General features: G+C 63.0%; 26 protein-coding genes and 2 tRNA genes. 5 read left to right on the top strand and 23 right to left on the bottom strand.

The features are described from left to right. Positions 1 to 15: 15 nt before the first annotated feature. A complete protein-coding gene (locus CWS72_RS00370) occupies positions 16 to 2151 on the bottom strand; it encodes a methyl-accepting chemotaxis protein (RefSeq protein WP_338056131.1) in 2136 nt (711 codons plus the stop codon). Between the two features lie 493 nt (positions 2152 to 2644). Between CWS72_RS00370 and CWS72_RS00365 the strand changes: the two genes are divergently transcribed. The 3 genes from CWS72_RS00365 (at position 2645) to CWS72_RS00355 (ending at position 4710) form a co-directional block, all read left to right on the top strand. Beyond that, on the top strand, positions 2645 to 3256 hold the full coding sequence (locus CWS72_RS00365; protein ID WP_101248572.1) for a LemA family protein: 612 nt from the start codon (positions 2645 to 2647) through the stop codon (positions 3254 to 3256). Between the two features lie 79 nt (positions 3257 to 3335). Continuing rightward, positions 3336 to 4091: a TPM domain-containing protein gene (locus CWS72_RS00360; protein WP_101248571.1), complete on the top strand. Its 756-nt coding sequence runs from the start codon at positions 3336 to 3338 to the stop codon at positions 4089 to 4091. A 10-nt stretch (positions 4092 to 4101) separates the two neighbouring features. Next, entirely contained in the window at positions 4102 to 4710 is a 609-nt protein-coding gene (locus CWS72_RS00355) for a TPM domain-containing protein (RefSeq protein ID WP_101248570.1), read from the top strand. A gap of 250 nt (positions 4711 to 4960) precedes the next feature. Here the strand turns inward: CWS72_RS00355 and CWS72_RS00350 are convergent. From CWS72_RS00350 to CWS72_RS00300, 12 genes are all read right to left on the bottom strand, one after another. Further along, positions 4961 to 5036: transfer RNA gene (locus CWS72_RS00350), tRNA-Phe, on the bottom strand. An 80-nt stretch (positions 5037 to 5116) separates the two neighbouring features. Next, complete coding sequence (gene yacG / locus CWS72_RS00345; protein WP_101248569.1) at positions 5117 to 5314, bottom strand: DNA gyrase inhibitor YacG; 198 nt, start codon at positions 5312 to 5314, stop codon at positions 5117 to 5119. Further along, entirely contained in the window at positions 5311 to 6621 is a 1311-nt protein-coding gene (locus CWS72_RS00340) for a ribonuclease E/G (protein WP_158240443.1), read from the bottom strand. The genes yacG and CWS72_RS00340 overlap by 4 nt, the downstream gene beginning before the upstream one ends. Next, positions 6605 to 7195 (bottom strand): Maf family protein, encoded by a 591-nt coding sequence (locus tag CWS72_RS00335; RefSeq protein ID WP_199175485.1) that lies wholly within the window; start codon positions 7193 to 7195, stop codon positions 6605 to 6607. Before CWS72_RS00335 ends, CWS72_RS00340 begins: the two co-directional genes overlap by 17 nt. Positions 7196 to 7430: 235 nt before the next feature. After that, positions 7431 to 7874 (bottom strand): arsenate reductase ArsC, encoded by a 444-nt coding sequence (locus CWS72_RS00330; protein ID WP_101248877.1) that lies wholly within the window; start codon positions 7872 to 7874, stop codon positions 7431 to 7433. Between the two features lie 7 nt (positions 7875 to 7881). Next, on the bottom strand, positions 7882 to 8364 hold the full coding sequence (locus tag CWS72_RS00325) for a UPF0262 family protein (protein WP_101248567.1): 483 nt from the start codon (positions 8362 to 8364) through the stop codon (positions 7882 to 7884). Next, the gene (hisD, locus tag CWS72_RS00320) at positions 8361 to 9665 is read right to left on the bottom strand and encodes a histidinol dehydrogenase (protein ID WP_101248566.1); all 1305 of its coding nucleotides are present in this window, start codon (positions 9663 to 9665) and stop codon (positions 8361 to 8363) included. Before hisD ends, CWS72_RS00325 begins: the two co-directional genes overlap by 4 nt. Beyond that, positions 9655 to 10317: an ATP phosphoribosyltransferase gene (gene hisG, locus CWS72_RS00315; RefSeq protein WP_101248876.1), complete on the bottom strand. Its 663-nt coding sequence runs from the start codon at positions 10315 to 10317 to the stop codon at positions 9655 to 9657. The genes hisD and hisG overlap by 11 nt, the downstream gene beginning before the upstream one ends. Then, positions 10314 to 10601 carry a hypothetical protein gene (locus CWS72_RS27305; protein ID WP_146002573.1) on the bottom strand — a complete coding sequence of 96 codons (288 nt, stop codon included), beginning with the start codon at positions 10599 to 10601 and terminating at the stop codon, positions 10314 to 10316. The genes hisG and CWS72_RS27305 overlap by 4 nt, the downstream gene beginning before the upstream one ends. A 10-nt stretch (positions 10602 to 10611) precedes the next feature. Further along, positions 10612 to 11916: a UDP-N-acetylglucosamine 1-carboxyvinyltransferase gene (gene murA, locus CWS72_RS00310; RefSeq protein WP_101248565.1), complete on the bottom strand. Its 1305-nt coding sequence runs from the start codon at positions 11914 to 11916 to the stop codon at positions 10612 to 10614. Positions 11917 to 11964: 48 nt separating this feature from the next. Beyond that, the gene (gene dcd, locus CWS72_RS00305) at positions 11965 to 12519 is read right to left on the bottom strand and encodes a dCTP deaminase (RefSeq protein WP_101248564.1); all 555 of its coding nucleotides are present in this window, start codon (positions 12517 to 12519) and stop codon (positions 11965 to 11967) included. A 206-nt stretch (positions 12520 to 12725) separates the two neighbouring features. After that, positions 12726 to 12926 (bottom strand): hypothetical protein, encoded by a 201-nt coding sequence (locus CWS72_RS00300; RefSeq protein WP_101248875.1) that lies wholly within the window; start codon positions 12924 to 12926, stop codon positions 12726 to 12728. Positions 12927 to 13126: 200 nt separating this feature from the next. On the opposite strand from CWS72_RS00300, the gene CWS72_RS00295 reads away from it, so the two are divergent. Beyond that, a tRNA-Thr gene (locus tag CWS72_RS00295) sits at positions 13127 to 13201 on the top strand. 9 nt (positions 13202 to 13210) lie between these two features. Here the strand turns inward: CWS72_RS00295 and CWS72_RS00290 are convergent. Together CWS72_RS00290 and CWS72_RS00285 are read right to left on the bottom strand one after the other, a co-directional pair. Further along, on the bottom strand, positions 13211 to 15259 hold the full coding sequence (locus CWS72_RS00290) for a sensor domain-containing diguanylate cyclase (RefSeq protein WP_101248563.1): 2049 nt from the start codon (positions 15257 to 15259) through the stop codon (positions 13211 to 13213). Between the two features lie 4 nt (positions 15260 to 15263). After that, positions 15264 to 15848 carry a biliverdin-producing heme oxygenase gene (locus CWS72_RS00285; RefSeq protein WP_101248562.1) on the bottom strand — a complete coding sequence of 195 codons (585 nt, stop codon included), beginning with the start codon at positions 15846 to 15848 and terminating at the stop codon, positions 15264 to 15266. A gap of 302 nt (positions 15849 to 16150) precedes the next feature. Here CWS72_RS00285 and CWS72_RS00280 point away from each other — a divergent pair, with 302 nt between their 5' ends. Next, the gene (locus tag CWS72_RS00280; protein ID WP_199175484.1) at positions 16151 to 16549 is read left to right on the top strand and encodes a hypothetical protein; all 399 of its coding nucleotides are present in this window, start codon (positions 16151 to 16153) and stop codon (positions 16547 to 16549) included. 51 nt (positions 16550 to 16600) lie between these two features. On the opposite strand, the gene clpB is transcribed toward CWS72_RS00280, so the two are convergent. The 8 genes from clpB to ispG all read right to left on the bottom strand — a co-directional run bounded on the left by clpB (position 16601) and on the right by ispG (position 25823). Continuing rightward, positions 16601 to 19195, bottom strand: coding sequence for an ATP-dependent chaperone ClpB (gene clpB, locus CWS72_RS00275; RefSeq protein WP_101248560.1), 2595 nt, complete (start codon positions 19193 to 19195; stop codon positions 16601 to 16603). A gap of 142 nt (positions 19196 to 19337) precedes the next feature. Next, the gene (locus CWS72_RS27625; protein WP_158240442.1) at positions 19338 to 19496 is read right to left on the bottom strand and encodes a hypothetical protein; all 159 of its coding nucleotides are present in this window, start codon (positions 19494 to 19496) and stop codon (positions 19338 to 19340) included. A gap of 89 nt (positions 19497 to 19585) precedes the next feature. After that, positions 19586 to 20026: a DUF4167 domain-containing protein gene (locus CWS72_RS00270; RefSeq protein ID WP_101248559.1), complete on the bottom strand. Its 441-nt coding sequence runs from the start codon at positions 20024 to 20026 to the stop codon at positions 19586 to 19588. A 227-nt stretch (positions 20027 to 20253) separates the two neighbouring features. Continuing rightward, entirely contained in the window at positions 20254 to 21108 is an 855-nt protein-coding gene (prmC, locus tag CWS72_RS00265; protein WP_101248558.1) for a peptide chain release factor N(5)-glutamine methyltransferase, read from the bottom strand. Continuing rightward, complete coding sequence (gene prfA, locus CWS72_RS00260; protein WP_101248557.1) at positions 21105 to 22184, bottom strand: peptide chain release factor 1; 1080 nt, start codon at positions 22182 to 22184, stop codon at positions 21105 to 21107. Before prfA ends, prmC begins: the two co-directional genes overlap by 4 nt. Positions 22185 to 22188: 4 nt before the next feature. Next, positions 22189 to 23451, bottom strand: coding sequence for a glutamyl-tRNA reductase (hemA, locus tag CWS72_RS00255; protein ID WP_101248556.1), 1263 nt, complete (start codon positions 23449 to 23451; stop codon positions 22189 to 22191). A 3-nt stretch (positions 23452 to 23454) separates the two neighbouring features. Beyond that, positions 23455 to 24693 carry a histidine--tRNA ligase gene (gene hisS, locus CWS72_RS00250; RefSeq protein WP_101248874.1) on the bottom strand — a complete coding sequence of 413 codons (1239 nt, stop codon included), beginning with the start codon at positions 24691 to 24693 and terminating at the stop codon, positions 23455 to 23457. Positions 24694 to 24704: 11 nt separating this feature from the next. Then, a complete protein-coding gene (ispG, locus tag CWS72_RS00245; protein WP_101248555.1) occupies positions 24705 to 25823 on the bottom strand; it encodes a flavodoxin-dependent (E)-4-hydroxy-3-methylbut-2-enyl-diphosphate synthase in 1119 nt (372 codons plus the stop codon). Positions 25824 to 25867 lie beyond the last annotated feature (44 nt).

Raw genomic sequence — 25867 nt, 5'->3', positions numbered from 1 at the left:
TACGGCAAGCTCCGATCACGCGGCGCGTACGCTTTGCAGGAACTTGGCGACCACGTCACGGAGTTCCGTCGCCTCCTTTGATAGGGACTGGGCCGAAGACAATACCTGTCCGGCCGCCTGTCCGGTTTCCGACGATGCCTGGGTAACCCCGCCGATATTGGTCGAGACTTCCTGGGTTCCGGTCGACGCCTGCTGGACGTTTCTGGCGATTTCGGCGGTGGCCGCAGATTGCTCCTCGACCGCCGACGCGATGGTCGATGCGATCTGATTGATCTCCTCGATCCGCCCGACGATGCCGGCGATCGCCGTCACCACATCCTCGGTAGCGATCTGCACGGCGCCGATCTGGACCCCGATCTCTTCGGTCGCCTTGGCGGTCTGATTGGCCAAATTCTTGACCTCGCCCGCCACGACGGCGAACCCCTTGCCCGCATCGCCGGCGCGCGCCGCCTCGATGGTGGCGTTCAGGGCCAACAGATTGGTCTGGCTGGCAATGTCGTTGATCAGCTTGACGACTTCGCCAATCTTGGCGGAACTCGCCGCCAAACCCTGGACCTTTTGGTTGGTGCGACTGGCCTCTTCGGAAGCATTCCGCGACGTGAGACTGGACTGTTCGACCTGACGCGCGATCTCGCGAATGGACGACGACAGTTCCTCCGCGGCGGATGCCACGGTCTGTACGCTGGCCGTGGTCTCTTCGGCGGCGGCGGCGACAGTGCTCGCCTGATGGTTCGTCTGCTCGGCATTGGCCGACATGGATTGAGCCGTCGATTGCATTTGCGTTGCCGCCGAAGTGACATTCGTTACCACGCCGCCGACCGAGGATTCAAAGCTATCCGCCAGCTTTTGCATCGTGCTCCGCCGCTCCGCCTCCGCCTTGGCCTGATCTTCGGCGCGCTGTGCGATGTTGCGCTTCAAATCGCCCTGCATCTTGCGCAAGGCACCGGCCAGGATTCCGACTTCGTCGGCCTGTTCCGTTTCAAGCGATTGATTGAAGTCCTCGTTGGCGATCCCGTTGGCAAAATCCGCGCATTGGCGAATCGGCGTGGCGATGCCTTTGGCGGCTTTCGCCGTGACGAAGATCGCCAGCACGGCGATGGTCAAGCCGACACCAATCTGCCACAGGATGTTCGATGTCGATCGAGCGCTCAACGAAGCCCCGAGTTCATATGTCGGAGCCAGAACCACGTCTCTCGGCACCGAAAGCACCACCGCCCAGGGCGTGGTGGTCAAGCCGATATTGATCGGCGCGTAGGTGTCGATGAAGGCCGATTTTGGATCATCCAGGATCACGGACTTGCCGGACTGGACGATAGAGAGACTGTCGCTCCAGCGCTGATCGGCGTTGACCGCGGGCTTGCCGATGACACTCGAATCCGCGCTATCGGCGACGATCAACCCGGTATCGCTGATGATGGCCACTTTGCCCTTGCCTTTGTTCTTTCCATCGAGAATCTCGGCATTGACCCGCTCGGCCAGCTTCTGCACGAAGTCCAGATTATAGTCGGCGCCAACCAGGCCATGAAACTTGCCGCCGATGATGACGGGCACGGACATGGTGGCCAGGAAGACCGACTTGCCTTGCACGATGTAAGGCAGCGGGCCGAGGATGTTTTCCTTTCCGCTATTGTGGGGGTTGATGTACCAGGCCCCCTTGACCAGCCCGTTCGGGTGCTTCTCCGCGCTGTCATATTCGACCAGAGGCTGGATGGCGATTGTTCCCTTGGCGTCGCGTGTCCAGTAGGGAAGGAACCGACCGGTGCCATCCGATCCCACCTCATGACGATTCTTGAACGCCGCGTCGTTGCCATCCAAGCCATCCGGCTCCCAGGCTGAATAAGTGCCGTTAAAGCCGGGATTGCGTTCCAGAACGTTGCGCAGCACGGCGTTGAACTGGGTGCGGCGGTCGCCAGCCGGGATGCCTCCATTCTTGTCGTCAGCCAGCACGGTAAAGGCGTGAGCCATGGTCCGCGCCGCATCGAAACCGAGATCGAGTTCCGCCTTGATCGCGCGCGCTTCGGCTCCGGCATTGTTCAGCAGCGCCTTCTTGGTCATATCGTCGGCGGTCCGGGTGGTTTCGGCGCTGACGAAGGCCTGAGTGCTCCATGCGGAATAAAGGCCATAGCCGATAAGGGCCGTGATGGCTCCCACCAAAAAAAGCCCAGAAATTAGGGAGATCTTTAATTGAAGAGAGCGAATTTTAGAGAATGATAAAGATGTCATTTTCTTATTAATCCCTTCACATATGGTATATGTGATAAGTTTACGATGCCGGCCCAAGCGAGCTACTTTGAAAGCAGTAGTCACAATTTGGCTCCGCCAACATCCTCATTTAGGGACTATGGATATAAAACCCTTACCCGGTCGCAGGTCTTTGCATCGAATGGGTGACGACGGAAATCGGGGACCCGTCCATGGGCCGCTTAAATTGGCGGCAAGGGGGCCAACTTTGGTGAGGGCAGATCACAACGGCCAAAGGCGCCTCGTCGTCGAGGTGTCGCCCGAGCATCGGATCTGAGTATTTTCCGAGACTACCCAGGCGGCTTTGCCGCCACCTATGCTGAAGCCATCGTCGCCCGTATCTGGCCCAATCCCAGTGACCAGTCGGCCGATCACCGGCCAATCCGGCTTACGGAGACCCAATATGATCGGCTCAGTTGCCGGCGCCTCACGCGCATCGCGTATTGCTTTCCTCGTCCCGCTGCTCTGCCTTTTCCTGGCGGGGTGCGGGGTCAACAGCATCCCGACCTATGAAGAACAGGCAAAGGCCAAATGGTCGGAGGTGCTGAACCAATACCAGCGGCGCGCCGATCTCATTCCCAATCTGGTGGAAACCGTCAAGGGCTTTGCCAAGCAGGAAAGCAGCGTGTTCGAGGCGGTGACCGTGGCCCGCGCGCAAGCCTCCGCCATCCAGGTCAACGCCAGCACCATCACCGATCCGGAAGCTTTCAAGAAATTCCAGGCCGCGCAGGGGCAGCTGTCCGGGGCGCTAGGCCGCCTTCTCGCAGTTTCCGAGAGCTATCCCGACCTTAAATCCAACCAGAACTTCCTGGCTTTGCAGTCGCAGCTCGAAGGTACGGAAAACCGTATCTCCGTGGCGCGGCGCGACTACATAGAAGCCGTGAGGCTCTACAATACCGAGCTCACCACCTTCCCCGGCCGGATCTGGGCATCGATCCTCTACTCCAGCAAAAAGCCGATGGAGGAGTTCACCGTTTCGGAAGAAGCCAAGCGTCTTCCGCAGGTGAAATTCTAGTGGTCCGATCCCGACGCATGATTCCCAGGCATCGGGTGAACCGGCCCACCAACTAATCCGAACACTAAGGTGCCGCGCCATGCCCCGTCGCGCGATCCTCTGCGTCATCGCCTGGATCTGTCTCACCTGTGCCGTTGCGGCAGAGGTACCGAGTTTTCCTGCGCTCACCGGCCGCGTCGTCGATGAAGCCGGGCTGCTGACGGCGACGGATCGAGCGGCGCTCACCGAATCCCTGGCGGCTTTTGAAACCAAGACCAAGGATCAGTTGGTCATCGTCACGGTGAAATCGCTGCAAGGGACGCCGATCGAGGACTATGGCTATCAGCTTGGGCGGCACTGGCAGATCGGCCAGAAGGACAAAAACACCGGGGCGCTCTTGATCGTCGCGACAACCGAACACCGGGTCCGCATCGAAGTCGGCTACGGCCTTGAGGGCACACTGACCGACGCCCTGACGAAGGTCATCATCGAAAATTCGATCCTGCCGAAGTTCAAGACCGGCGACTTCGCCGGCGGCATCAAAAGCGGGACCCAGGACATCATCCGCGTGCTGAGCGGCGATGCCGAGACGATCCAGAGCGCCGCCGAGAGGAACGTCGCCATGGACGTCAAACAAACGAAGACCGACATGCCGGTTTGGGTGGCCATCGTCGCGGTTCTGGCCGTCGTCGGACTGTTGGTCCTCTGCACTGTCACCGGCGGTGGTGGCGTCTGCCAGGCGATCTGGATGATGGTCTTGCTGCTATTGTCCGGTGGACGCGGCTCGTCGCGCGGCTCGTCCTTTGGCGGCGGCGGCGGATCATTCGGCGGCGGCGGCAGCTCGGGAAAATGGTAAGGAGCGAGGAATGATCGCCGACTCCGACAAGATCCGCGTTTCAGACGCGATCCGCAAAGCCGAGTCGCAGACGACCGGAGAAATCTTTTGCGTCGTCGCAAAGCATTCAAGCGACTACCGGCTGGTGCCGATCGCCTGGGCGGCACTGATCGCGCTGTTTGCGCCGCTGCCACTGATCATTCTGACCGATTGGTCGGTTCCCGTCGTCTACCTCGCCCAGCTAGCCGTCTTTCTCGTCGCGGCCCTGGCGTTGTCGCATGCAAAACTCAGATTCCATATCGTCCCGCAGCGGGCCAGGCATGATCGGGCGCACGCCGAAGCGATGCGTCAATTCTTTGCGCAAGGGCTGCATAAGACCGTGCATCGGACCGGGGTGCTGATATTCGCCTCGACGGGAGAACGGTATGCCGAGATCGTCGCCGACGCCGGGATCAATGAAAAGGTCGGACCGGAAGTCTGGGATGACGCGGTCACCGCCTTGGTGACAGCGATCAAGGCCGGACGTCCGGCCGATGGCTTCGTGGCTGCGATCGAACGATGCGGCAGCGTGCTCGCGGCGCATTTCCCGCCGAACGCCCTGAAACGCGACCAACTGGCCGACAAGCTGCTGGAGATTTGAGAGACCGCAACGCCGTCGGCCGCAATCGGAGCACATTGCCGATAACGCCGACCGAACTCGGGACGCTCTGATGGCGACCTCGGTGCCCGTTAAGGGTTCGCGGGTTAGTGCGAGCGGCGGCCCAAGGAATGACGACAATCGACATCAATGAGATCAAGCCGCGTGCGGCGTGATCTCATGCGGAGTGACATTCCTCTGCCGTCCTCAAGAGGAAGGAAAAGGATAATCAGAACTGTCGGGAAAGAGAGAATGGTGCCCAGGGGCGGAATCGAACCACCGACACTGCGATTTTCAGTCGCATGCTCTACCAACTGAGCTACCTGGGCACCGGCACCTTGCGGTGAGGACGCCGCTTATAGACAAAAACCGAAGCGCTGTCCAGACCCACGGAACAGCATTTTTGCCTTTATTCTTCATCCTCGTCGCATGCGGCTCCGCTGCCGGCCAACGGCACGGTTTCCTCGCCGGGCACCACATAAACGTCGCTCAGCCAGCGGTTACAGTCGATCTTGGCGCAGCGGGCCGAACAAAAAGGCCGATGCTCCTGCACCGGGGGCTTGCCGCAGATCGGACAGGCCGCTTTCCGGGAATGCTTCGTCTTCATGGCTCCTCGATGATTTGATAAGTGGCGACGTCCGGTACCGCGCGCACCGGCAGCGGCCGGCCGAGACGGCGGGCGGCATCGTCCAGGGCCGCATGGTTGCGCGACAGCAGCGCCGCCACCCCGGGCGCGGCGGCCAGCGCGATCCGCGCTTGGGGACGGTCGAAGGCGGCCCGCAGGGCGGCGCGCAATCCTTCCAATCCGAGGGTTTCGGCGTTGCGCGTCGGCGCCCCCCCGTCAAGCAGGAGTTCTGCAAGCGACGGGCGGCGACGTTCGCGGGTCATCTCGACGGAACCGAGCGGCGTCACCCCCACCACATGGGTCGGCGTCGGATCGTCCGCCACCGCCTTGCGCAACGCGGCAAGCAGGCGCGCCTGCGCCTGACGGTCCTTCAAGGGGATGATGTCGATCAGAATATGGCCGGCCAGGCCGCGCAGGCGAAGCTGGCGGGCGATTTCCGGAACAGCGGCGAGATTGGCCGCCAGGGGGGCGCCGCCGCCGCTGTCGATGTCGACGGTGACATAGGCCGCCGTCGTCTCGATGATCAGGCTTCCGCCACCGGGCAGGGGAACCCTGGGATCCAATGCCTGATCGAGGGCTTCGCCGGCCTCGCGGTCGAATACCCCCTCCTCATGGATGGCGGCGGGGAACAGCGCCTTCGCCTCGGCCAGGGCGGCACGGTCGTCGACACGCAAGGCGGCGACCCGCGGGTGGGCGGCCAGCAGTTCCGCCAGCGGCGGGACGGCCAGCAGCCGGGCCGGCGCCGCCGCCTTCGCGGCCTGCTCGCTCAAGCTTCGCCAACGGCCCCGGAGCGAGGTCAATTCGGCGAGGAGAGCCGCCTCGTCCGCCTCCGCCGCCTCGGTGCGGACCACCAGCCCCTCGTGGGGTTCCAACAGCCCCCGCAACAGGGTTCGCAGCCCCTCCCGCCGGGCATCGTCGGCGATCCGCCGCGACAGATTGAGCCCGGGACGGGCCGGCGTATAAACCAGCAGCGATCCCTGCATCGAGGGCTGGGCGCTCAACGCCGCCCCCTTGCTCCCGCGGGATGCCGCCGTGACCTGGACCAGAACGACGGCGCCTTCGCCATGGGCGGCCCCCGGCGAGGCCAGAAAACCCGGCAAAGGCTCGCCGATGTCGACGAAGGCGGCGTCGAGGCCGCGGTTGACGCTCAACACCCGGCCCAGGACGAAAGCCCCGACCCCGGCGGCTCCGCGATCGATCACGAATTCCACCGGAACGCCGCCGGCCATCAGGGCGAAGCGGCTCTCTCCCGGCGATCGGGAAAACAGGATCTCATCGACCGGCGGCATGCCCCAACCCGTGCAGCAACCCATAGGTCTCGTGCAACGCCAGACCGACCACGTTGGAATAGGACCCGCCGATATAGCGCACGAACACCGCCGCGCGGCCCTGGATGGCGTAACCGCCGGCCTTGCCCTGCCATTCGCCGGAGGCCAGATAAGCGTCCTTTTCGGCCTGATCGAGGCTTTTGAAAATGACCGTGGTGGTGACCAGCCGCGAAACCCGCCGACCATCCGGCGCCACCAGGCAAATGCCGCCTAACACGCGATGACGCCGCCCCGACAACAGTTCCAGGCACGCCTTCGCCTGCGCCTCCTCCTCGGCCTTGGGCAGAATGCGGCGACCGCAGGCGACCACCGTATCGGCGGCCAGGACGAAGGCACCGGGATGACGGGCCGCCACGCTTCCCGCCTTGGCCTCGGCCAGGCGCAGGGCATGGGGACCCGGCAGTTCGCGCGCCAGGGGCGCCTCATCGATGCAGGCGGGATCGACCAGATCGGGGACCAGCCCGATCTGGGCCAGGAGGTCGAGACGGCGCGGCGACGACGAGGCGAGAACCAGGGAAGAGGAAATCTGTGTCAAATCATCCAAACCGAAGAGAGAAACCAGGACATGGGACGAAGGCCCCCAAGGGCCTGTTGATCAATAAGCGAAACAGGCCTAGAGCCCGAGCGGCGATTGAGCCCACCGAAAGCGAAGCGGAGGCGTCATATAAAACCGAAGGACCCGGAGCGACTATTTCGCGACGCGCTCTAAGTGGGCGGATGGATGAAATAGGTCAAGACCTTTTCGCTTCTCATCCCGGCGGGCCCCGGCATCACACGGCGGTGGCCACAACGGGAAAGCGTTGCAGGATGTGGCGAGAGAGCTGGTCGCGGACCTGGCGATAGACGGACAGCCGGGTTTCCCGGCTGCCCTCGATCATCGAAGGATCCAGCGTGTTCCAGAACTCGACCTCGCAAGCCATGGCGCGGGTCATCTCCACCGCATGGTGCTGGGCTTCCGGCGAAAGGGAGATGACCAGATCGAAGCTGGTGTCCTCCAACTCGTCGAAACTGGTGGCATGGTGGCGGGTAATGTCGATGCCGATCTCGTCCATCACGCTGACCGCGAAGGGATCGAGCAGCCCCTTATGGACGCCGACCGAGCGGACCCAGACGTGGCGGCCATGGAAATGCCTCATCAGCGCCTCGGCCATCGGCGAACGGATGGCGTTCATCGTGCAAGCGAAGAGAACCGCGGAGGGAAGGTCGCCTGGCACCACGCGCCTACCCCCGGATATGTAGGACGCAGATGAGTGTGAACAGCCGCCGGGCGGTTTTCAGATCAAGCTCCACCTTGTCGGCCAGGCGTTCGCGCAGAAGCGCCGAGCCTTCGTTATGCAGACCGCGGCGCCCCAGGTCGATGGCTTCGATCTGCGATGGCGTGGACTGCTTGATGGCCCCGTAATAGCTTTCGCAGACGATGAAATAGTCTTTGACGATGCCGCGGAAAGGCGCCAGCGGCAAGGCCACCTCGGCCAGGGGATCGCCGGCCTCCGAGCGGATGTCGAAGATCAGCCGATTGTCGATGAGGGAGAGATGCAGGGCGTAGGGCCCGCCCTCGTCGCCGAGGGGATGAAAATAATTGTCTTCCAGCAGGTCGTAGATGGCGATGGCGCGCTCATGCTCGACCTCGGGCTTGCGCCGCACGAAGGTTTTTTCGTCCAGCTGGACGTGGATCAGACGATGACGCTGTTCCTCGCCACTCACTCTGCCCTCGGCATATTGACCCTGAGCGCCACCGACAACCCGTGCGCCCCCAACCCTTCGGACTTGGCCAGGGTCACTGCGGCGGGTCCGATCCGGTGCAAGGCGGCGGCGTCACAGCCCAGAAGGGTGGTCCGCTTCATGAAGTCGAGGACACCCAGACCCGACGAGAAGCGGGCGCTGCGCGCTGTCGGCAGCACGTGATTGGGTCCGCCGACGTAATCGCCGATCGCCTCGGGCGTATAGCGGCCAAGGAAGATGGCTCCGGCGTTTCGCACCCGTTCGGCCAAAGCATCGGGATTGGCCACAGCCAATTCCAAATGCTCGGGCGCGACACGGTCGACCAGGGCCGGCGCGGCGTCCAGGCTGTCGACCAGAATGATCGCCCCATGGCTTTCCCAGCTTTCCCGCGCGATGGCGGCACGCGGCAGGGTGGCCAGATGACCCTCCACGGCGGCGGCGACCTTTTGTCCGAACGCAGCGTCGTCGGTGATGAGGATCGACTGGGCCGCCGTGTCGTGCTCGGCCTGGCTCAACAGGTCGGCGGCGATCCAAGAAGGGTCGTTGTCCCCGTCGGCGACCACCAGGATCTCGGACGGACCGGCGATCATGTCGATGCCCACCGTGCCGAACACCTGACGCTTGGCGGCGGCGACGAAGGCGTTGCCGGGACCGACGATCTTGTCGACCGGCCGGATGGTGGCCGTGCCATAAGCCAGGGCGGCGACGGCCTGGGCGCCGCCGATGCGGTAGATCTCGTCGACCCCGGCGATGCGGGCGGCGGCGAGGACCAGGGGATTGAGCTTGCCGTCGGGCGTCGGCACCACCATGACCAGGCGCTCGACCCCGGCGACCTTGGCCGGCAGGGCGTTCATCAGCACCGACGAGGGATAGGAGGCCGTACCGCCCGGCACATAGAGGCCGACGGCGGCCAGCGCCGTCCAGCGATAACCGAGGCGGACCCCGGCGGCGTCGGTATAGCTGAGCCCCTCGGGCTTCTGGCGGCGGTGGAAATCCTCGATCCGGCTGGCGGCCAGACGAAGCGCCGTCAAGGTCTCCTCGTCGCAGGCGGCGACGGCGGCGGTAACCTCCTCGGCGCCGATGGCCAGGCCGGTGGCGTCGAGGCTCAGCCGATCGAAGCGCCGGGTATAATCGAGCAGCGCCGCGTCGCCACGAAGACGCACGTCATCCAGAATGCCGGTGACCACGGCATTGACATCGTCCGACGTCTCGCGCTTGTCGGCAAGCAGGGCGGTGAAGGCCGCCTCGAAATCGGCGGCGCGGGCATCCAGGTTACGCGGCATCGGCGGCCTCGCGGAAACGATCGATCCAGGCGCTCAGTTCGTCCGGCTGGGTCTTCAGCGCGGCGCGGTTGACGATGAGGCGCGAACTGATATCGGCGATATGTTCGATCTCGACCAGGCCGTTGGCCTTCAAGGTGGATCCGGTCGACACCAGATCGACGATGCGCCGGCACAGTCCCAGACTGGGCGCCAGTTCCATGGCGCCGTTCAGCTTGATGCATTCGGCCTGGACACCCCGGCGGGCGAAATGCCGGGCGGTGATGGCCGGGTATTTGGTGGCGATGCGGATGTGGCTCCAGCGGCTGGGATCATCGGATCCGGCCAGATCCACCGGCTCGGCGACGGCCAGGCGGCACAGGCCGATCTTCAGATCCAGCGGCGCATAAATTTCCGGGTAATCGAATTCCATCAGCACGTCGTTGCCGGCAATGCCGATCTGCGCGGCGCCGAAGGCGACGAAGGTCGCCACGTCGAAGGCCCGCACCCGGATGATGTCGATATGCGGATGGTTGGTGGAAAAGCGCAGCGCCCGCGATTTCGGATTGTCAAAATCGGCTTCCGGCTCGATGCCGGCCGCGCGGACCAACGGCATCGCCTCGTCGAGAATGCGCCCCTTGGGCAGGGCCAGCACCAGTTTCTGCAGATCGCTCACTTTATCGCCCACTTGTTGGGAAGCTTGTATTTATAGGGTTTTATCCCCGTACCGCAAGCGGCGCGGCACCATTTGATTATTGATGAACCACCAAGGCACCAAGACACCAAGGCGTTTCCCAAACCGTCCGGCAGCCCGCGGCCGTGAATTCGGGCCGCCGGCATGCTTTCGTTTCCATCAGGGTGTGAGGCTTGAGGAACGGGCGGGAAATCGCCCGCAGCACACGCCGTTACCTTGGTGCCTTGGTGGTTCAAAACATCCAACGGCAGATCTCCACCGATCATGCCGACAACCTCACTCGGCCGGAGTGCCGTCCTTGATGCGTTCGATCTCGGCGCCGCAAGCGGCCAGCTTCTCCTCGACCCGCTCATAGCCCCGGTCCAGATGATAGACGCGGTTGACCAGGGTCTCGCCCTCGGCGGCCAGACCGGCCAGAACCAGCGACACCGAGGCGCGAAGGTCGGTCGCCATCACCGGGGCGCCGGACAGCTTCGGCACGCCGCGGATGATCGCCGAAGCGCCGTGCACGTTCACCCTGGCCCCCATGCGCAACAGTTCCGGCACATGCATGAAGCGATTCTCGAAGATGGTTTCGGTGATCATGCTGGCCCCCTCGGCCGTGGTCATCAGGGCCATCAACTGGGCCTGCATGTCGGTCGGGAAACCGGGATAGGGCTCGGTCATGATATCGACGCCGCCGATCCGCCGGCCGTCGGCGTCGATCCGCACGCCGCGCGGCGTCTCGGAGATCTTGACGCCGGCTTCCACCAGCACCTTCTCCACCGACTGCATCAGATCGCGCCGGGCGCCGACCAGTTCGATGTCGCCACGGGTGATGGCGGCGGCCACGGCATAGGTGCCGGTCTCGATGCGATCGGGCAGCACGGAATATTGGGCGCCGTGGAGACGCTCGCCCCCTTCGATGCGGATGGTGGGCGTGCCGATGCCGCTGATCTTGGCGCCCATGGCGACCAGACAGTGGGCCAGGTCGCAAACCTCGGGCTCGCGCGCGGCGTTGGCGATGATGGTTTCGCCGTCGGCGAGCGAGGCGGCCATCAGAATGTTCTCAGTGCCGCCGACGGTCACCTGCGGAAAGATCACCTCGCCGCCCTTCAAGCGTCCGCCGGGCACCGAGGCGACGATATAGCCCCCCTGGACGTCGATCTTGGCGCCCATGGTCTCCAGCGCCTTCAAATGCAGATCGACGGGCCGGGTGCCGATGGCGCAACCGCCCGGCAGGGATACCTTGGCCTGACCGTAGCGGGCGAGCAGCGGACCGAGGACCAGGACGGAGGCGCGCATCTTGCGCACCAGATCGTAAGGCGCCGTGGTGCTGGTGATTTTGGCGGCGTTGAGATCGAGCACGCGTCCCGTCGGACCGCCATTCGCCGCGTGGCCGTTCAGCGACATGGTCACGCCGTGCTGGCTCAACAGATTGGCCATGGTGGTGATGTCGACCAGATGCGGCAGATTGGACAGCGACAACGTTCCGTCGGTCAGCAGACAGGCCGGCATCAGGGCCAGCGCCGCGTTTTTCGCTCCGCCAATGGGAATGACGCCCCGCAGAGGGGTGCCGCCGACGATCCGGATTTTATCCATGGAATTTCAGTCCTGAAGATGGGGCCGGAAACCGGCCCGAACGATGTCCTAAAGGCGTGGCAGGGTCACGCCGGTTTGCGCCTGATATTTGCCCGAGCGATCGCGGTAGGAAGTCTCGCAGAGGCTGTCGCCCTTCAAAAAGATGAACTGGCAGGCGCCCTCGTTGGCATAGATCTTCGCCGGCAGCGGAGTGGTGTTGGAAAACTCCAGGGTGACATGCCCCTCCCATTCCGGTTCCAGCGGCGTGACATTGACGATGATGCCGCAACGGGCATAGGTCGATTTACCCAGGCAGATGACCAGGACGTCGCGCGGAATACGGAAATATTCGACGGTGCGGGCCAGGGCGAAACTGTTGGGCGGGATGATGCAGACGGGACCGGAGCGGTCGACGAAGCTCTTCTCCGAGAAGTCCTTCGGATCGACCACCGCCGAATCGACATTGGTGAAGATCTTGAATTCCTGGGAAACACGGGCGTCGTAGCCATAAGACGACAACCCATAGGAAATCACGCCCTCCCGCTGCAGCTTCTCGGTAAAAGGCTCGATCATGCCGTGCTGGACGGCCATGTCGCGGATCCAATGATCTGGCATTACGGGCATCGGGGGGCTCTCCTGCAAATCCCCGCCTTGGGGCGGAGATGAGACCGACGGATCTTGTAGCGCAGGTTTCCCGCGCGCTACAAGCCTTAGTGGCGCGTTTCATCTTAAATGAAAGGGCCCCTTAAGCCCGAGCGGCGCTTGAGCTTCGCCGACGCCGGAGGCGAAGGCAGACGCGAAACGCGTCCGGCGGATTTTCACCATGGGCGTCAAGAGCCGCCATTCTCGTCGGACCGGACGCAGCAGCCGCTCTCGCCCGTCTCCAGCGGGGTCTCGGCCCTGGCCCGGCTTTGCGCCTTGCGCCGCAGCAGATTGGCCCGCAGAGCCTCGGCCTGCCGCTGTCGCTTTTCCTCCGCCTGGCGCCGAACCTTCTCGGCCCGGCTCTCTCCGTCCCCCGTCCGCTCCGTCATGTCCATCCTTATCTCATCGATCAACCCCGACCGGCATCGGCCCAATGTGCGAAGCCCGGAGCCTCTCGTCAACCCGTCGAACGGTCTTAGAGAAAATCGTCACGCGAATGGGCTTGCATCCCCCGGCGCCCTGTGGCATGAAGTGCGCCTCTTCGCACCGGCACGACTTTACCGTCGGACTTTCGCGAAGATTATGGCTTGCTGGTGTAGCTCAGGGGTAGAGCACGTCCTTGGTAAGGACGGGGTCGGAGGTTCGATTCCTCTCACCAGCACCAGCCCTCTCCTCAGCCCGCCAACATCACCACTCTGTTGCGGCCTAGGTCCTTCGCCCGATACATCGCCTGATCGGCTCTGGAAATCGCCTCCGACCAATTCTGATCGTCATTCAAGAATTGCGATATCCCGATGCTGACGGTCATGCCGAAATTGACCGATTCGAATGTCACCTCGGTTTCCGCGACCGCCGCGCGAATGCGCTCGGCCTTTTCCAAGGCGCCCGAAGCATCGCTGCCGACCAAGAGAAATACGAACTCCTCTCCTCCAAATCGTGCGGGAAAGTCCGTAGCGCGAGCCGACATCTGTAACGTTTTGGCCAGACTGACGAGCGCCGCATCTCCCGCTTCGTGTCCATACGCGTCATTGATTGCCTTGAAATGGTCGACGTCGATCATAAGCACGGCGGCGACGGATCCGAAGCGCCGGCAGCGAAGGAATTCAATTTCGGAAACCTCAATGAATGCGCGGCGATTAGACAAGTTCGTGAGAGGATCGGTGCGAGACAGTTTCCGAAGTTCCTCGGCAATACGCGTCTGACGGATGATGACGTCGTTAATCGTGGCACAGACTGTCGCAACGATATCCAATTCCCAGGGCAGCCAAGGCTGTGAATACCCACGCTTCACCTCGATCCAGCGGTCGAAGGCCCTTCTCGGCAGATTCGGGACACCGTCCGACCCCACCAGCTTTTCCGGCTTTCCCGCCCACGACACCGACTGAATGACCTCGGGACGGAACAACAGCAACACCGTATGGCGGGGATCTTCAAAAAAGCAGGCCATAACACCACTGGCCAACTCGCGATGACGATGAAATGGGGGAAAGCGATACGACAGATCGTCCGCGGCGAATACCGGCACGTCGCCACTCGAGCGTATCCAGGCGGCGAGGGAAATAAGGTCGCCGCCGGGAGGCACTCTCCCCACGGTGCGAACAGATGCCAAATTCTCTCCGTCATCCCAAACCACGGCCGCTCCGGAGCAGCCGGGGATCAACTCGATGATCTCCGGTTCGCCTTCGGTAAGCGCGACCAGAAAATTATCCACGCCGGCCAGTTTGCGCAGCATAGCCAAACAGGCATGCATGCCCTGCTCAAGATAGGTTCTGGTCTCGCGGCTCAGCAAAGCGTCCAGGCGCAACGCGAACGCCTGCACCACGCCGACTATATCGCGCCGGATCGCCGACGGCACATGATGAGGCTCGCGATGATGGCCGATAACCAATCCCCAAAGATCCCCATCACGCATCACCGACACGGACATCGCGCCATCGACGCCGATATTGCGTTGGTACATCCGATGGATAGGCGACATGCTGCGGTAATGGCTGAGACCGATATTGAATGGCTGACCTCGTGGATCGAGTGCCGGTTCCAATGGCGACGGCCGATAGTCACGGGTTGGAATCCAACGGTCGCGCGTTATCCGGTACAGCTCTCGCGCCTGCGCGGGGATGTCACTTGACGGAAAGCGCAGACCGAAAAAACTTTGCGCCCAGTCGGATGCCAGGCTCTCGCCGACCACCTCACCATTGCCTTCCAGATCGAAACGATAGATCAGTACCCGCTCGAAACCTGAAATCGAGCGGATAGCCTCGGCGGCCGTCATGAACAATCCGTTAATGTCGTCGGCAGCGCCCAATTGTCTGACGACATTGGTGGCCTGCAGCGAAATATTTTCCGTCGGCGGCGAGGCCGGGGAAGGCGCCGCCGCCTCGAATTCGCAGAAAACGATCCCGGATGCGCTAAAACAATGTACCTCTGTCGTCCCTATCCCAACAATCACGGCCGGAAGAGTTCGATCCTGTGACGGGGACTCTCCGAGATCACGGCAAACCTCGATCACGGATGGAGGAAGCCACGTCGGTTTTTCGTGCAGGGGGGTCGAGCCCAAGATCGCATCGACATTGGCGCTTTTGGTAAGCAGCTCCAATGTCCGGCCGTCCAGCCCGACCAGAAGCCCGTGGGGTTGTATAGCCCCAGGAACATGGATCGGTTCCTGGGCGCAGACATCGTCGCCGAGTTTCGTTATCTCCAGTAAGCTTATTCCATCGCCCAAACCATTAATCCTTCAGCCTGGCGAGCTCTTCGCATTGATCTAGATGTGCCTTGATGGCATGAAACACGGATGCGGCGCTCACTGCCGCGGACTGGTGGTCGGCAGCAGGACAAGCCGCCGCGGCAAAAGCCAGGAACTCATGCCAGCGGGACTCGGTATGTTCCCCATATCCTGAGAAAAATCGCTTCGGAAGGTTATCGAATTGTCTCAGGCAGCGAACGATATGCCGCCCCCCCATGGTTGTTCCCTCGACGGCATAGAGAATCCCCACCAGTTCACCGATCGTCGAAGGAACGGGATAGCGCATCGTCACCCCCCAGGGCGCGCGCCCAAGTGCCGCGAGATCGCTCAGCAACGCCGGAATCTTGCATCGAAGACGGTAATCGAACGTTTCGGGACGAGAACCAAGAAATCGCGTTATTCCATCCTCCAACGGCACAAAAACGCTGTGGAGAACGGCTAAGGCCTTGCCATATTGCTCAACCGTCAGGTCGTCTCGAACCAACGGCGCCAGAAGCCTGTGGTGATCCAGGTGGCGATGGGGGCCTTTGGTGGCTTCGCGGAGACAAGCGTGCAAATCAGGAGACATCGGAATGCAACACTACAGCCAGAATAATTCAACCATAGAGTTATGACAGAGGGCCTTTGAGGTTTCTATCAAAACTGCATGACGGGACGGCACAATGACCCGGCATTTCCCTGGAGGGCGGACTTGCCCTGCGGGGTGAGCAGGACGGCGATCATTGCCAGATCCTGAGCGTTCTCGTGCGACGTCGGGATAGCGGCCTTGTTACAAAGGCGAAACCATCAGGTCACAAACCGGAAGCAGCCCTGCGTTATCATGGCCGCCAAATTCTCATTCGGCCGTGGACGACCGGAAAGGACTGTGGCATGCGCAATAAATTCAGACTCGTAATGATGTCGACGGCGTTGTCCATGGCATTGGCAGCCGCAACCCTGCCATCCGTGGCCGAGGCTCACGGTCCGGGTGGCCCTCACGGCGGGGGCTGGGGCGGCGGTGACTGGGGATGGGGGCTGGGCGCCGGTCTGGCGACGGGACTGGCGATCGACGCCGCCCTCGGCTGGCCGGGATATTACTATCCCGCCCCCTATTATTACGCGCAGCCGGTAACGGTGGTCCAACCGGCGCCGGTCGTGATCGAACAGCCGGCGGCAAGCGCGGCGGCCTATTATTACTGCAGCAACCCCAGGGGCTATTATCCCTATGTGCAGTCCTGCGGCACCACCTGGCAGATGGTGCCGGCAACGCCCTCCGCGCCGCGAAAATAGCCCTGCGGCACTCCGCGTATCCCCGGGTCAAGCCCGGGGATACCGATAAGATTACGCCGCCACGTCCCGCACGACCTCGCCGTTGACGATCAGCCCGCCGGCATCGGCGGAGACCGCCACCGTTTGACCGTCCTGGATCTTCCCTTCGAGAAGCTGGGTGGCCAGGGGATTCTGCAAGGCGCGCTGGATCACCCGCTTCAGCGGACGCGCGCCATAAGCCGGATCGTAACCGGCATCGGCCAGCCATTGGCGGGCCGCGTCGTCCAGCGCGATGCTGATATTGCGGTCGACCAGCAGCTTCGACAGACGCCCCAGCTGGATATCGACGATCGCGTCCATCTGCGAGCGATTCAGCCGATGGAACAGCAGGATCTCATCCAGGCGGTTCAGGAACTCGGGCCGGAAGGCCGCCCGCACATATTCCATCACCTGGGCGCGCACCGCCCCCGAATCCTCGCCTTCGCTCTGATTGGCCAGCACATCGGCGCCGAGGTTGGAGGTCAGCACGATCACCACATTGCGGAAATCGACGGTCCGCCCCTGGCCGTCGGTCAAGCGGCCGTCGTCCAGGACCTGGAGGAGGACGTTGAAGACGTCGGGATGGGCCTTCTCGACCTCGTCGAACAGAATCACCTGATAGGGCCGACGCCGCACCGCTTCGGTCAGCGCCCCGCCTTCCTCATAGCCGACATAGCCGGGAGGCGCGCCGATCAGGCGGGCCACCGAATGCTTCTCCATATATTCCGACATGTCGACGCGGATCATCGCCCCTTCGTCGTCGAAGAGAAATTCGGCCAAGGCCTTGGTCAGTTCCGTCTTGCCGACGCCGGTCGGCCCGAGGAACAGGAAGCTGCCGATGGGCCGATGGGGATCTTGCAATCCGGCGCGAGCCCGGCGCACCGCGTTGGAGACGGCGATCACCGCCTCCTCCTGGCCGATGACGCGGCGACGCAAGCCCTCTTCCATATGCAGAAGCTTGGCCCGCTCGCCTTCCAGCATCTTGTCGACGGGAATACCCGTCCAGCGGGAGACCACGCCGGCGATATGTTCCGCGGTCACCGCCTCGGTCATCAGATGGTTGGAACTGTCGTCGGCCTGGGCGAGCTTGCGCTCCAGCTCGGGGATCACTCCATAGAGCAATTCGCCGGCGCGCTCGTAACGCCCCATCCGCTGGGCGATCTCCACCTCGGAACGGGCTTGGTCCAGGCGTTCCTTGATCTTGGTCGATTCGGCCAATTCCGCCTTTTCGGCCCGCCATTTCGCCGTCATCTCGGCGGATTGCCCCTCCAGCTCGGCCAGTTCGATTTCCAGACGGCCCAGCCTGTCCTTCGAGGCGGGATCGAGCTCCTTCTTCAGGGCCTCGCGCTCGATCTTCAATTGAACGACGCGGCGATCCAACTCGTCCAGTTCCTCGGGCTTGGAATCGATCTCCATGCGCAGGCGGCTGGCCGCCTCGTCAACCAGATCGATGGCCTTGTCGGGCAGGAAACGGTCGGTAATGTAGCGGTTGGACAAGGTGGCCGCCGCCACCAGCGCGGCATCACCGATGCGCACGCCGTGATGCAGTTCGTATTTCTCCTTGATGCCGCGCAGAATCGAGATGGTGTCCTCGACCGTCGGCTCGTTGACGAAGACCGGCTGGAACCGGCGGGCCAGAGCCGCGTCCTTTTCCACATGCTTGCGGTATTCGTTGAGCGTCGTCGCGCCCACGCAATGCAATTCGCCACGGGCCAGGGCGGGCTTCAAGAGGTTGGAGGCATCCATCGAGCCTTCCGCCGCGCCGGCGCCGACCAATGTGTGCATCTCATCGATGAAAAGGATCACCTCGCCGGCGGCGGCGATAACCTCATTCAGAACGGCCTTCAGCCGCTCCTCGAACTCGCCGCGGAACTTCGCTCCGGCCACCAGGGCGCCCAGATCGAGGCTGAGAAGCTTCTTGTCCTTCAGGGATTCCGGCACATCGCCATTGACGATACGCAAGGCCAGGCCTTCGACGATGGCCGTCTTGCCGACACCCGGCTCGCCGATCAGCACCGGATTGTTCTTGGTCCGACGCGACAGCACCTGGATGGTGCGGCGAATCTCCTCGTCACGACCAATCACCGGGTCGAGCTTGCCGTCGCGCGCCACCTGGGTCAGGTCGCGGGCGTACTTCTTCAAGGCGTCGTAACTGTCCTCGGCGCTGGCGCTATTGGCCTTGCGCCCCTTGCGAATGTCCTCGATGGCCCGGTTGAGCCCTTGCGCCGTGACACCGGCGCCACTCAGAATCTTGGCCGCCGGCGTTCCCGCCGACAAGGCCAGCGCCAGCAACAGGCGCTCGGCGGTGACGAAGGAATCACCGGCCTTCTCGGCAATCTGCTGGGCTTGCTCGAAAAGCCGGGCCGTCGCCGGATCCATATAGACTTGTCCGGCGCCGCCCCCCTCGATGCGGGGGATCTTGGCCAGTTCGACCTCGGTGGCCTGCAGCGCCTTCGCCGGATCGCCGCCGGCCTCGCGGATCAGATTGGCCGCCAAGCCTTCCTTGTCATCGAGCAGAACCTTCAGCAGGTGCTCCGGCGTCAGGCGCTGATGATTGCTGCGCAAGGCCAGGGATTGAGCTGCCTGGACGAATCCCTTGGAGCGCTCGGTGAACTTTTCGAAATCCATGATCGTCGTGCCTCCTTAAGCGACGAGGTCCTCACGGCTCCTCATCGAGGCCGCCGAAAGACCCCTCTCGGATAATCCCTAATATGGATCAAACCGGCTTGTTCGCAAGCGACGCGATCGCGCCATCCTCGGGGATGCGCGGTCACGGACGGAGGCCCTCGCGGGAGAGGGCGGCGAGCAGACCGCCCGCCACCTTCACCGTCACGAAAACAGCCGTCACGCCAAAAACCGAACGGAATTCGGCCTTCAGTCCCCACCTGACCTCAAGAGTCGTGCGGTCGTGAAGAATGTCGATGTTCATCTATCACGGCGGTCATGACGGAGTCTTCCTCGTCATTTACCCGCCACGGCAAGGGATGGATTTTCCCTTGCCGTACGAAACCGCCAACTTTAAGCGCTGGCCGTTTCGACTTGTCCTTCTTCGCCGCCCTCGGATTCTTCCTCCTCGGAAACAGCCTCGCGCTCCTCGGCCTCGTTCTCGCCGGAAAGCATGTCCTGGTCCTGGTCCTGATCCTGGTCGTCGGCAGGCGTCGGCATGGCGCGCAACGGCTGACGACCATTGGACTGGTTCTGGTTGTTGATCACGCGGAAATAGTGCTCCGCATGTTGATAAAAGTTTTCGGCGGACACCCGATCACCCTGGGATGAGGCATCACGCGCCATCGCAAGGTATTTCTCGAGAACCTGATGGGCATTGCCACGAATACGAATATCCGGCCCATTGCTGTCATAAGTTTGATTACGTGGAGGAAGATGTTTCTTTCCCCCGCCATTAATGCTCCGGCCACGCGAACGTTGTTTACCGTTCTGACCGCTCTGTCCTGGTTTCATGGTACCTACATGCATCGAGTTGATAGAATCGACCCTTTATATGCTGGGCTTGCCGACCAATTTCCGCAGGCGCTGAAGTGGCGACAAAGTGGGATAACGGCGAACTAGGAGGGGCGGAGTTCAAGAGACTCGACGCAGCCTCGTTCGTTTGTCGCGCGGACCCAAAAGTAGTCGGGAAGATCCGATATTCCAACACTTTTTTTGAGTTTCCCGACATTTCATTTTATCTATGCCATCTGTCGCTTGACCATGACGCATCTTTCAACGCCGGCCAGGTCCCGCCGCACGGCGAAAAACCCCAATCCGCGATCCAATAAAATGCGGCCGACCGCTTCGGCCTGACCTTTTCCCACCTCAAGCGCCGCCAGCCCCCCGGGCTTCAAAAGGCGGGCGATGTCGGGCGCCAAGGCGCGATAACAACCAAGACCGTCGATTCCTCCCGCCAGGGCGCCACGAGGTTCGTAGAGAGCCACCTCGTCCTCCAGGGCGTCGATCTCCCCGTCGGGAATATAGGGCGGATTGGCCACGATCACATCGTAAGCCGGCTCAACCCCCTGCCCCCAATGCCCCAGAACGAATCCGGCGCGGAACTGCAGCCCCAGCGCCTTCGCGTTTTCCCTGGCCACCGACAAGGCGGCCGGGCTGATGTCGATACCGATGCCCGTCGCCTCGGGCAATTCCCTCAACAACGAAAGAAGAATGCAACCGCTTCCGGTCCCGAAGTCCAGGAGGCGAAGGGGCGCCCGGCGATCGGGCAGCGCCGCCAGTACCGCCTCGACGACCGTTTCGGTATCCGGCCGGGGATCGAGCGTATCGGCCGTGACCTTGAACGAAAGACTCCAGAATTCGCGATGGCCGACAATATGGGACATCGGCTCGCGCTGAAGTCGGCGTTCGGCGACCTGCCGTACCCGGGCCTCCTCCTCGTCGGATATGGGCTTTTCGGGATGGCTGAAAATCGCGGTAACCGGTATTTCCAGAACATGGGCGAGCAGCATCCGCGCGTCAAGTCTGGCCGAGGGGATGCCCGCCTTTTGTAATCGTCCTGTCACTTCGGCCAGGACTGCGCCGACCGTGGTCATTCCATTTCCGCCAGGCGGGCGGCCTGGTCGGCGGCCACCAACGCCTCGACGAGTTCATCCAAGGCCTCGCCCTCCATGACCTTGTCGATCTTGTAGAGGGTCAGATTGATCCGATGGTCGGTGACCCGGCCTTGCGGAAAATTATAGGTCCGGATGCGTTCCGAACGATCGCCCGATCCGACCTGTCCCTTGCGGTTGGCCGACCGTTCGGCATCCTTCGCGGCGCGTTCGGCCTCGTAGAGGCGGGAGCGCAGCACCTTCATGGCCTGCGCCTTGTTCTTGTGCTGGGATTTCTCATCCTGGCACTGGACCACCGTATTGGTCGGCAAATGCGTGATGCGCACCGCCGAATCCGTGGTGTTGACGCTCTGACCCCCTGAGCCTTGCGAACGGAAGACGTCGATGCGCAGATCCTTATCGTCGATCTGGATGTCCACCTCTTCCGCCTCGGGAAGAACGGCAACGGTGGCCGCGGAGGTATGGATCCGTCCCCCCGCCTCGGTCTGCGGCACCCGCTGCACCCGATGCACGCCGGATTCGAATTTCAGACGGGCGAACACGTCGCGACCGGTAATGCCGGCCGTCGCCTCCTTGATGCCGCCGAGGCCGGTGTCATTGCCCCCCAGCACCTCGAAACGCCAGCCCCGCAAGGCGGCGTAACGTTCGTACATGCGGAACAGTTCGGCGGCGAACAGCGCCGCCTCCTCGCCGCCGGTCCCGGCCCGGACTTCCAGGATGGCGTTCTTCTCATCCGCCTCGTCCTTCGGCAGCAAGGCCAACTGGACCTCGCGCTCAAGCTGCGGAAGACGCTCCTTGAGCGCGTAGAACTCCTCCTCGGCCAGGCCGCGCATTTCGGCGTCGGCGGCCGGATCGGTCATCATCTGCGCCGCGTCGGCCATCTCGCTTTGCAATTGGCGAAGCGCCCTGATGCCGGCGACCACCGGATCCAGTTCGGCCATCTCCTTCGACATCTTGACGAAGCTGTGCGCATCGGTCGTCCCCGCCTCGCCGGTCAGCATGGCGGACAGCTCGGCGTGCCGGGAGAGCACCTTGTCGAAAGTCTGATCGAGATTCATCGGCTCACTCCAGCCGGAACAGCCGCCGAAGCAACTGCTCGGCGGCGTCCCATTCGGCCTTCGTCCCATCGCCTCCGGCGGCGATTTCGCGCATCGCTTCGCTGGGCTCATGCAACAGGCGGCTGACCAGCAGATGGGTCGCCTTCTCGGCGTCGCCGCCCGCCTCGGCGAGCGCCTGGTCTCGCACCGCCTCGAAACGGGACCTGAGGGCGACGATCGACGGCACGGCCACCCGCGCCGCCCGGCCACGGGAAAAACTGGTCAGTTCGGCATCGACGATGGTCCATGCCTCGCGCGCCGCCACCTCGCGGGTCGCCCGGCCTTCCATGGCAAGCCGTTCGAGATCGGTCAAATCGTAAAGGAACGCCCCGTCAACCCGGTTGACGGCCGGGTCGATGTCGCCGGGAATGCCGACGTCGACCAAAAAGACCGGCTTGCGGCGCCGTTTGCGAAGGGCCGCCTGGATATGTTCGGCGCCGATCAGATGATGCCGCCCGCTGACGGCGGTCAGCACGATGTCGGCGTCGGGCATGAGTTCCGACAGATTTTCGAATGCCCCAAGGTGGCAGTTCAGACTTTCGGCCAAGGATTCGGCCTGGCTTTGCCTGGGCGCCGCCACCACCAGGCGATGAACGCCGGCCGCCAGCATGCTTTCGGCCACCAGCCCGCCCATTTCGCCGGCCCCCAGCAGCAGCGCCTGGCAGTCGCTCAATTCGCCATGCAAGTCGCGGGCGAACTGCACTGCGGCGGAGGCGATGGACACCGGCCGCTCGGCCACGGCGGTTTCCGAACGCACCCGCTTGGCCACCGCATAGGCGGCGGCCAGCAGGGTTTCCATTTCGGGGCCGCAGAGTCCGGCCTCCCGCGAGATCCGATGACACGCCTTGACCTGGCCCAGCACGTAAGGCTCACCGATGATCAGACTGTCGAGCGAGGCGGTCACGGCGAAGCAATGCTTGACCGCGGCCTCGTCGGCCAGCGTATAGAGCTGTCCGGCCAAGCCGTCTGTGGTCACATGGCCGCGCATGGCGAAAGCCTGGGCGATGATCGCCTCGGCGACGGCGGCGTCGTGATGCATGGTCAGCACCTCGACCCGATCGCAGGTGGACAAGACCACCGCCTGCGCCAGGCCGGCCTGCCTCAGCGCGGCGAGAAAAAAGGGTTGTGCCGCGTCATCGACGAACAGGGCATCGCGGAGCGCCAGGGAACTGGAGCGATGATTGGCGCCAACGATGATCGGTCGCAGAATGAAACGGTTGTCGTTCATGGCTCAGCGAAACCGGGACAGGCGGTCCTCCAGCGCAGCCAGCGGAACCTCCTCCTGCTCGCCCGAGTCGAGGTCGCGCACCGCCACCGCCTGCCGGGCCCATTCCTCCTCGCCGAGGATGATGGCGGCGCGGGCGTTGACTTTGTTGGCCCGGGCCAGACGCTTCTTCATATTCCCCGAATAGCCCGTCTCGACGGTGAAGCCGGCGTGACGCAGCCGTTGGGCCAAGCCGACGGCCGCATCGGCCGTGCCCATGGGAATCAGAACCAGGGGACGGACCACCGGAGCCTCGCCGGCGAACAGCATGGACAGACGCTCGATTCCCGCCGCCCAGCCGATGCCGGGGGTCGCCGGACCGCCCATCTGGCCGATCAATCCGTCGTAACGCCCGCCGGCCAGAACCGTGCCCTGGGCGCCGAGCGCCGTCGTGGTGAATTCGAAGGCCGTGTGGCAATAGTAATCGAGGCCGCGCACCAGCCGGCTGTTGAGAGTGACCGGAACGCCGGCGGCGGCGAGGCCGTTTTGCACCTCGTCGAAGAAACGGCGCGACTCGTCGTTCAAATAATCCTGCATCAGCGGAGCGTCGGCCACCACCTGCCTGTCGCTCTCGTCCTTCGAATCGAGAACGCGCAAGGGGTTGCGCTCCATGCGCTCCAGGCTGTCCTTCGAAAGCTGGTCCTTGCGGCCCGACAGATAGGCGACCAGCGCATCGCGGTAGTTCGCCCGCGATGCCGCGTCGCCCAGGCTGTTCAGTTCCAGGCGGACATTGTCCTTGAGCCCCAGCGCTTCCAGGATATGGGCGGCCAGCGCGATCACCTCGACATCGGCCTGCGATCCCTCGACTCCCAGCAACTCGACGCCCAGTTGGTGGAACTGGCGCAACCGTCCCTTTTGCGGCCGCTCATAGCGGAACATCGGCCCGCGATAGAACAGCTTCAGAGGCAGATGCTGGGATAACCCGCCGGAAATGAAGGCCCGCGCCACGCCCGCCGTACCTTCGGGGCGAAGGGTAAGCCCCTCGCCCGAACGATCGGTGAAGCTGTACATCTCCTTCGAAACCACATCCGTGGTCTCGCCCAGATTGCGCGAGAAGACTTCGGTGAATTCGAAGATCGGGGTGATGATCTCGCCAAAGCCGTAACGCCTGGCGACGTCGAAGGCGATCTCCTCGACCAGACGGTGGCGGCGAGCCTCATCGGGCAACAAATCATGGGTGCCGCGCACCGGCTGTAGGACTGACACGAAAGGAAGACTCACTCAGCTGATAGTTTGACCTTGTCGGCTTCGATCGCCGCGGCCTTCTTCTCCACGAGGGAGACGATGTGTTCGATCATGTCGGCGCTGTCGATCTTATGATCAGGGCTGCCCCCCACATAGACCATATGGCTGCCGCCGCCGCCGCCGGTCACCCCCAGATCGGTTTCCCGCGCTTCGCCGGGACCATTGACCACGCAGCCGATGATGGACAGGGTGAGCGGCGTGGTGATGTGGGCCAGCCGCTCTTCCAGCGTCGCCACAGTGCTGACCACGTCGTAGCCCTGACGGGCACAGGAGGGACAGGAGACGATGCGGACGCCGCGGTTGCGCAGCCCGAGAGACTTCAGCATCTCGTAGCCGACCTTGATCTCCTCGACCGGATCGGCCGACAGAGAAACACGGATGGTATCGCCGATTCCGGCCCACAGCAGGGCACCCATGCCGATCGACGACTTCACCGTTCCGCCACGCAGGCCTCCCGCCTCGGTGATCCCGAGATGCAGCGGATAATCGCAAGCCTCGGCCAGGGCCTGATAGGCCGCCACGGCCAGAAACACGTCGGATGCCTTGACGCTGATCTTGAAGTTGAAGAAGTCGTTGTCTTCCAGAATGCGGGCGTGGTTCAGCCCGCTTTCGACCATCGCTTCGGGACAGGGCTCGCCATAACGTTCGAGCAGTTCCTTCTCAAGGCTGCCGGCGTTGACGCCGATACGCATCGAGCAGCCGTGATCCTTGGCCGCCTGCACCACTTCGCGCACGCGCTCGGCCGATCCGATATTGCCGGGATTGATCCGCAGGCAGGCGGCGCCCGATTCGGCGGCCTCGATGGCGCGACGATAGTGGAAATGGATGTCGGCGACGATCGGGACATGGACCTGACGCACGATGTCCTTGAGCGCAAAGGCCGATTCCTGATCGGGACAGGACACGCGGACGATGTCGGCGCCGGCCTCTTCCAAACGATGGATCTGAGCCACCGTCGCATTGACGTCGGTGGTCAGGGTATTGGTCATCGATTGCACGGCGATGGGCGCATCGCCGCCCACCGGCACGTTGCCGACGAAAATCTGCCGACTGACGCGGCGGTGGATATCACGGTAGGGCCTTACACTCATGGCCGTCTCGCCTGTAAGAAATGGGGGATGGGGTTATAGCGCAA

Source organism: Telmatospirillum siberiense (genome assembly GCF_002845745.1).
Lineage (GTDB): Bacteria > Pseudomonadota > Alphaproteobacteria > Rhodospirillales > Magnetospirillaceae > Telmatospirillum > Telmatospirillum siberiense.
The sequence above is the reverse complement of the archived record's forward strand: the minus strand, read 5'-3'. Positions and strand labels throughout refer to the sequence as shown.

Bases quoted from the DNA above. Each gene is read 5' to 3' on its own strand.
- prfA (WP_101248557.1), bottom strand. From the start codon at position 22,184: ATGAATCTCGATCAGACTTTCGACAAGGTGCTCTCCCGGCACGCCGAG.
- CWS72_RS00280 (WP_199175484.1), top strand. From the start codon at position 16,151: ATGCGCAATAAATTCAGACTCGTAATGATGTCGACGGCGTTGTCCATG.
- ispG (WP_101248555.1), bottom strand. From the start codon at position 25,823: ATGAGTGTAAGGCCCTACCGTGATATCCACCGCCGCGTCAGTCGGCAG.
- murA (WP_101248565.1), bottom strand. From the start codon at position 11,916: ATGGATAAAATCCGGATCGTCGGCGGCACCCCTCTGCGGGGCGTCATT.
- CWS72_RS27625 (WP_158240442.1), bottom strand. From the start codon at position 19,496: ATGAACATCGACATTCTTCACGACCGCACGACTCTTGAGGTCAGGTGG.
- yacG (WP_101248569.1), bottom strand. From the start codon at position 5,314: ATGAAGACGAAGCATTCCCGGAAAGCGGCCTGTCCGATCTGCGGCAAG.
- CWS72_RS00360 (WP_101248571.1), top strand. From the start codon at position 3,336: ATGCCCCGTCGCGCGATCCTCTGCGTCATCGCCTGGATCTGTCTCACC.
- dcd (WP_101248564.1), bottom strand. From the start codon at position 12,519: ATGCCCGTAATGCCAGATCATTGGATCCGCGACATGGCCGTCCAGCAC.
- CWS72_RS00270 (WP_101248559.1), bottom strand. From the start codon at position 20,026: ATGAAACCAGGACAGAGCGGTCAGAACGGTAAACAACGTTCGCGTGGC.
- hemA (WP_101248556.1), bottom strand. From the start codon at position 23,451: ATGAACGACAACCGTTTCATTCTGCGACCGATCATCGTTGGCGCCAAT.
- CWS72_RS00340 (WP_158240443.1), bottom strand. From the start codon at position 6,621: ATGCCGCCGGTCGATGAGATCCTGTTTTCCCGATCGCCGGGAGAGAGC.
- hisD (WP_101248566.1), bottom strand. From the start codon at position 9,665: ATGCCGCGTAACCTGGATGCCCGCGCCGCCGATTTCGAGGCGGCCTTC.
- clpB (WP_101248560.1), bottom strand. From the start codon at position 19,195: ATGGATTTCGAAAAGTTCACCGAGCGCTCCAAGGGATTCGTCCAGGCA.
- prmC (WP_101248558.1), bottom strand. From the start codon at position 21,108: ATGACCACGGTCGGCGCAGTCCTGGCCGAAGTGACAGGACGATTACAA.
- CWS72_RS00285 (WP_101248562.1), bottom strand. From the start codon at position 15,848: ATGTCTCCTGATTTGCACGCTTGTCTCCGCGAAGCCACCAAAGGCCCC.
- CWS72_RS27305 (WP_146002573.1), bottom strand. From the start codon at position 10,601: ATGATCGGTGGAGATCTGCCGTTGGATGTTTTGAACCACCAAGGCACC.
- CWS72_RS00300 (WP_101248875.1), bottom strand. From the start codon at position 12,926: ATGACGGAGCGGACGGGGGACGGAGAGAGCCGGGCCGAGAAGGTTCGG.
- CWS72_RS00365 (WP_101248572.1), top strand. From the start codon at position 2,645: ATGATCGGCTCAGTTGCCGGCGCCTCACGCGCATCGCGTATTGCTTTC.
- CWS72_RS00355 (WP_101248570.1), top strand. From the start codon at position 4,102: ATGATCGCCGACTCCGACAAGATCCGCGTTTCAGACGCGATCCGCAAA.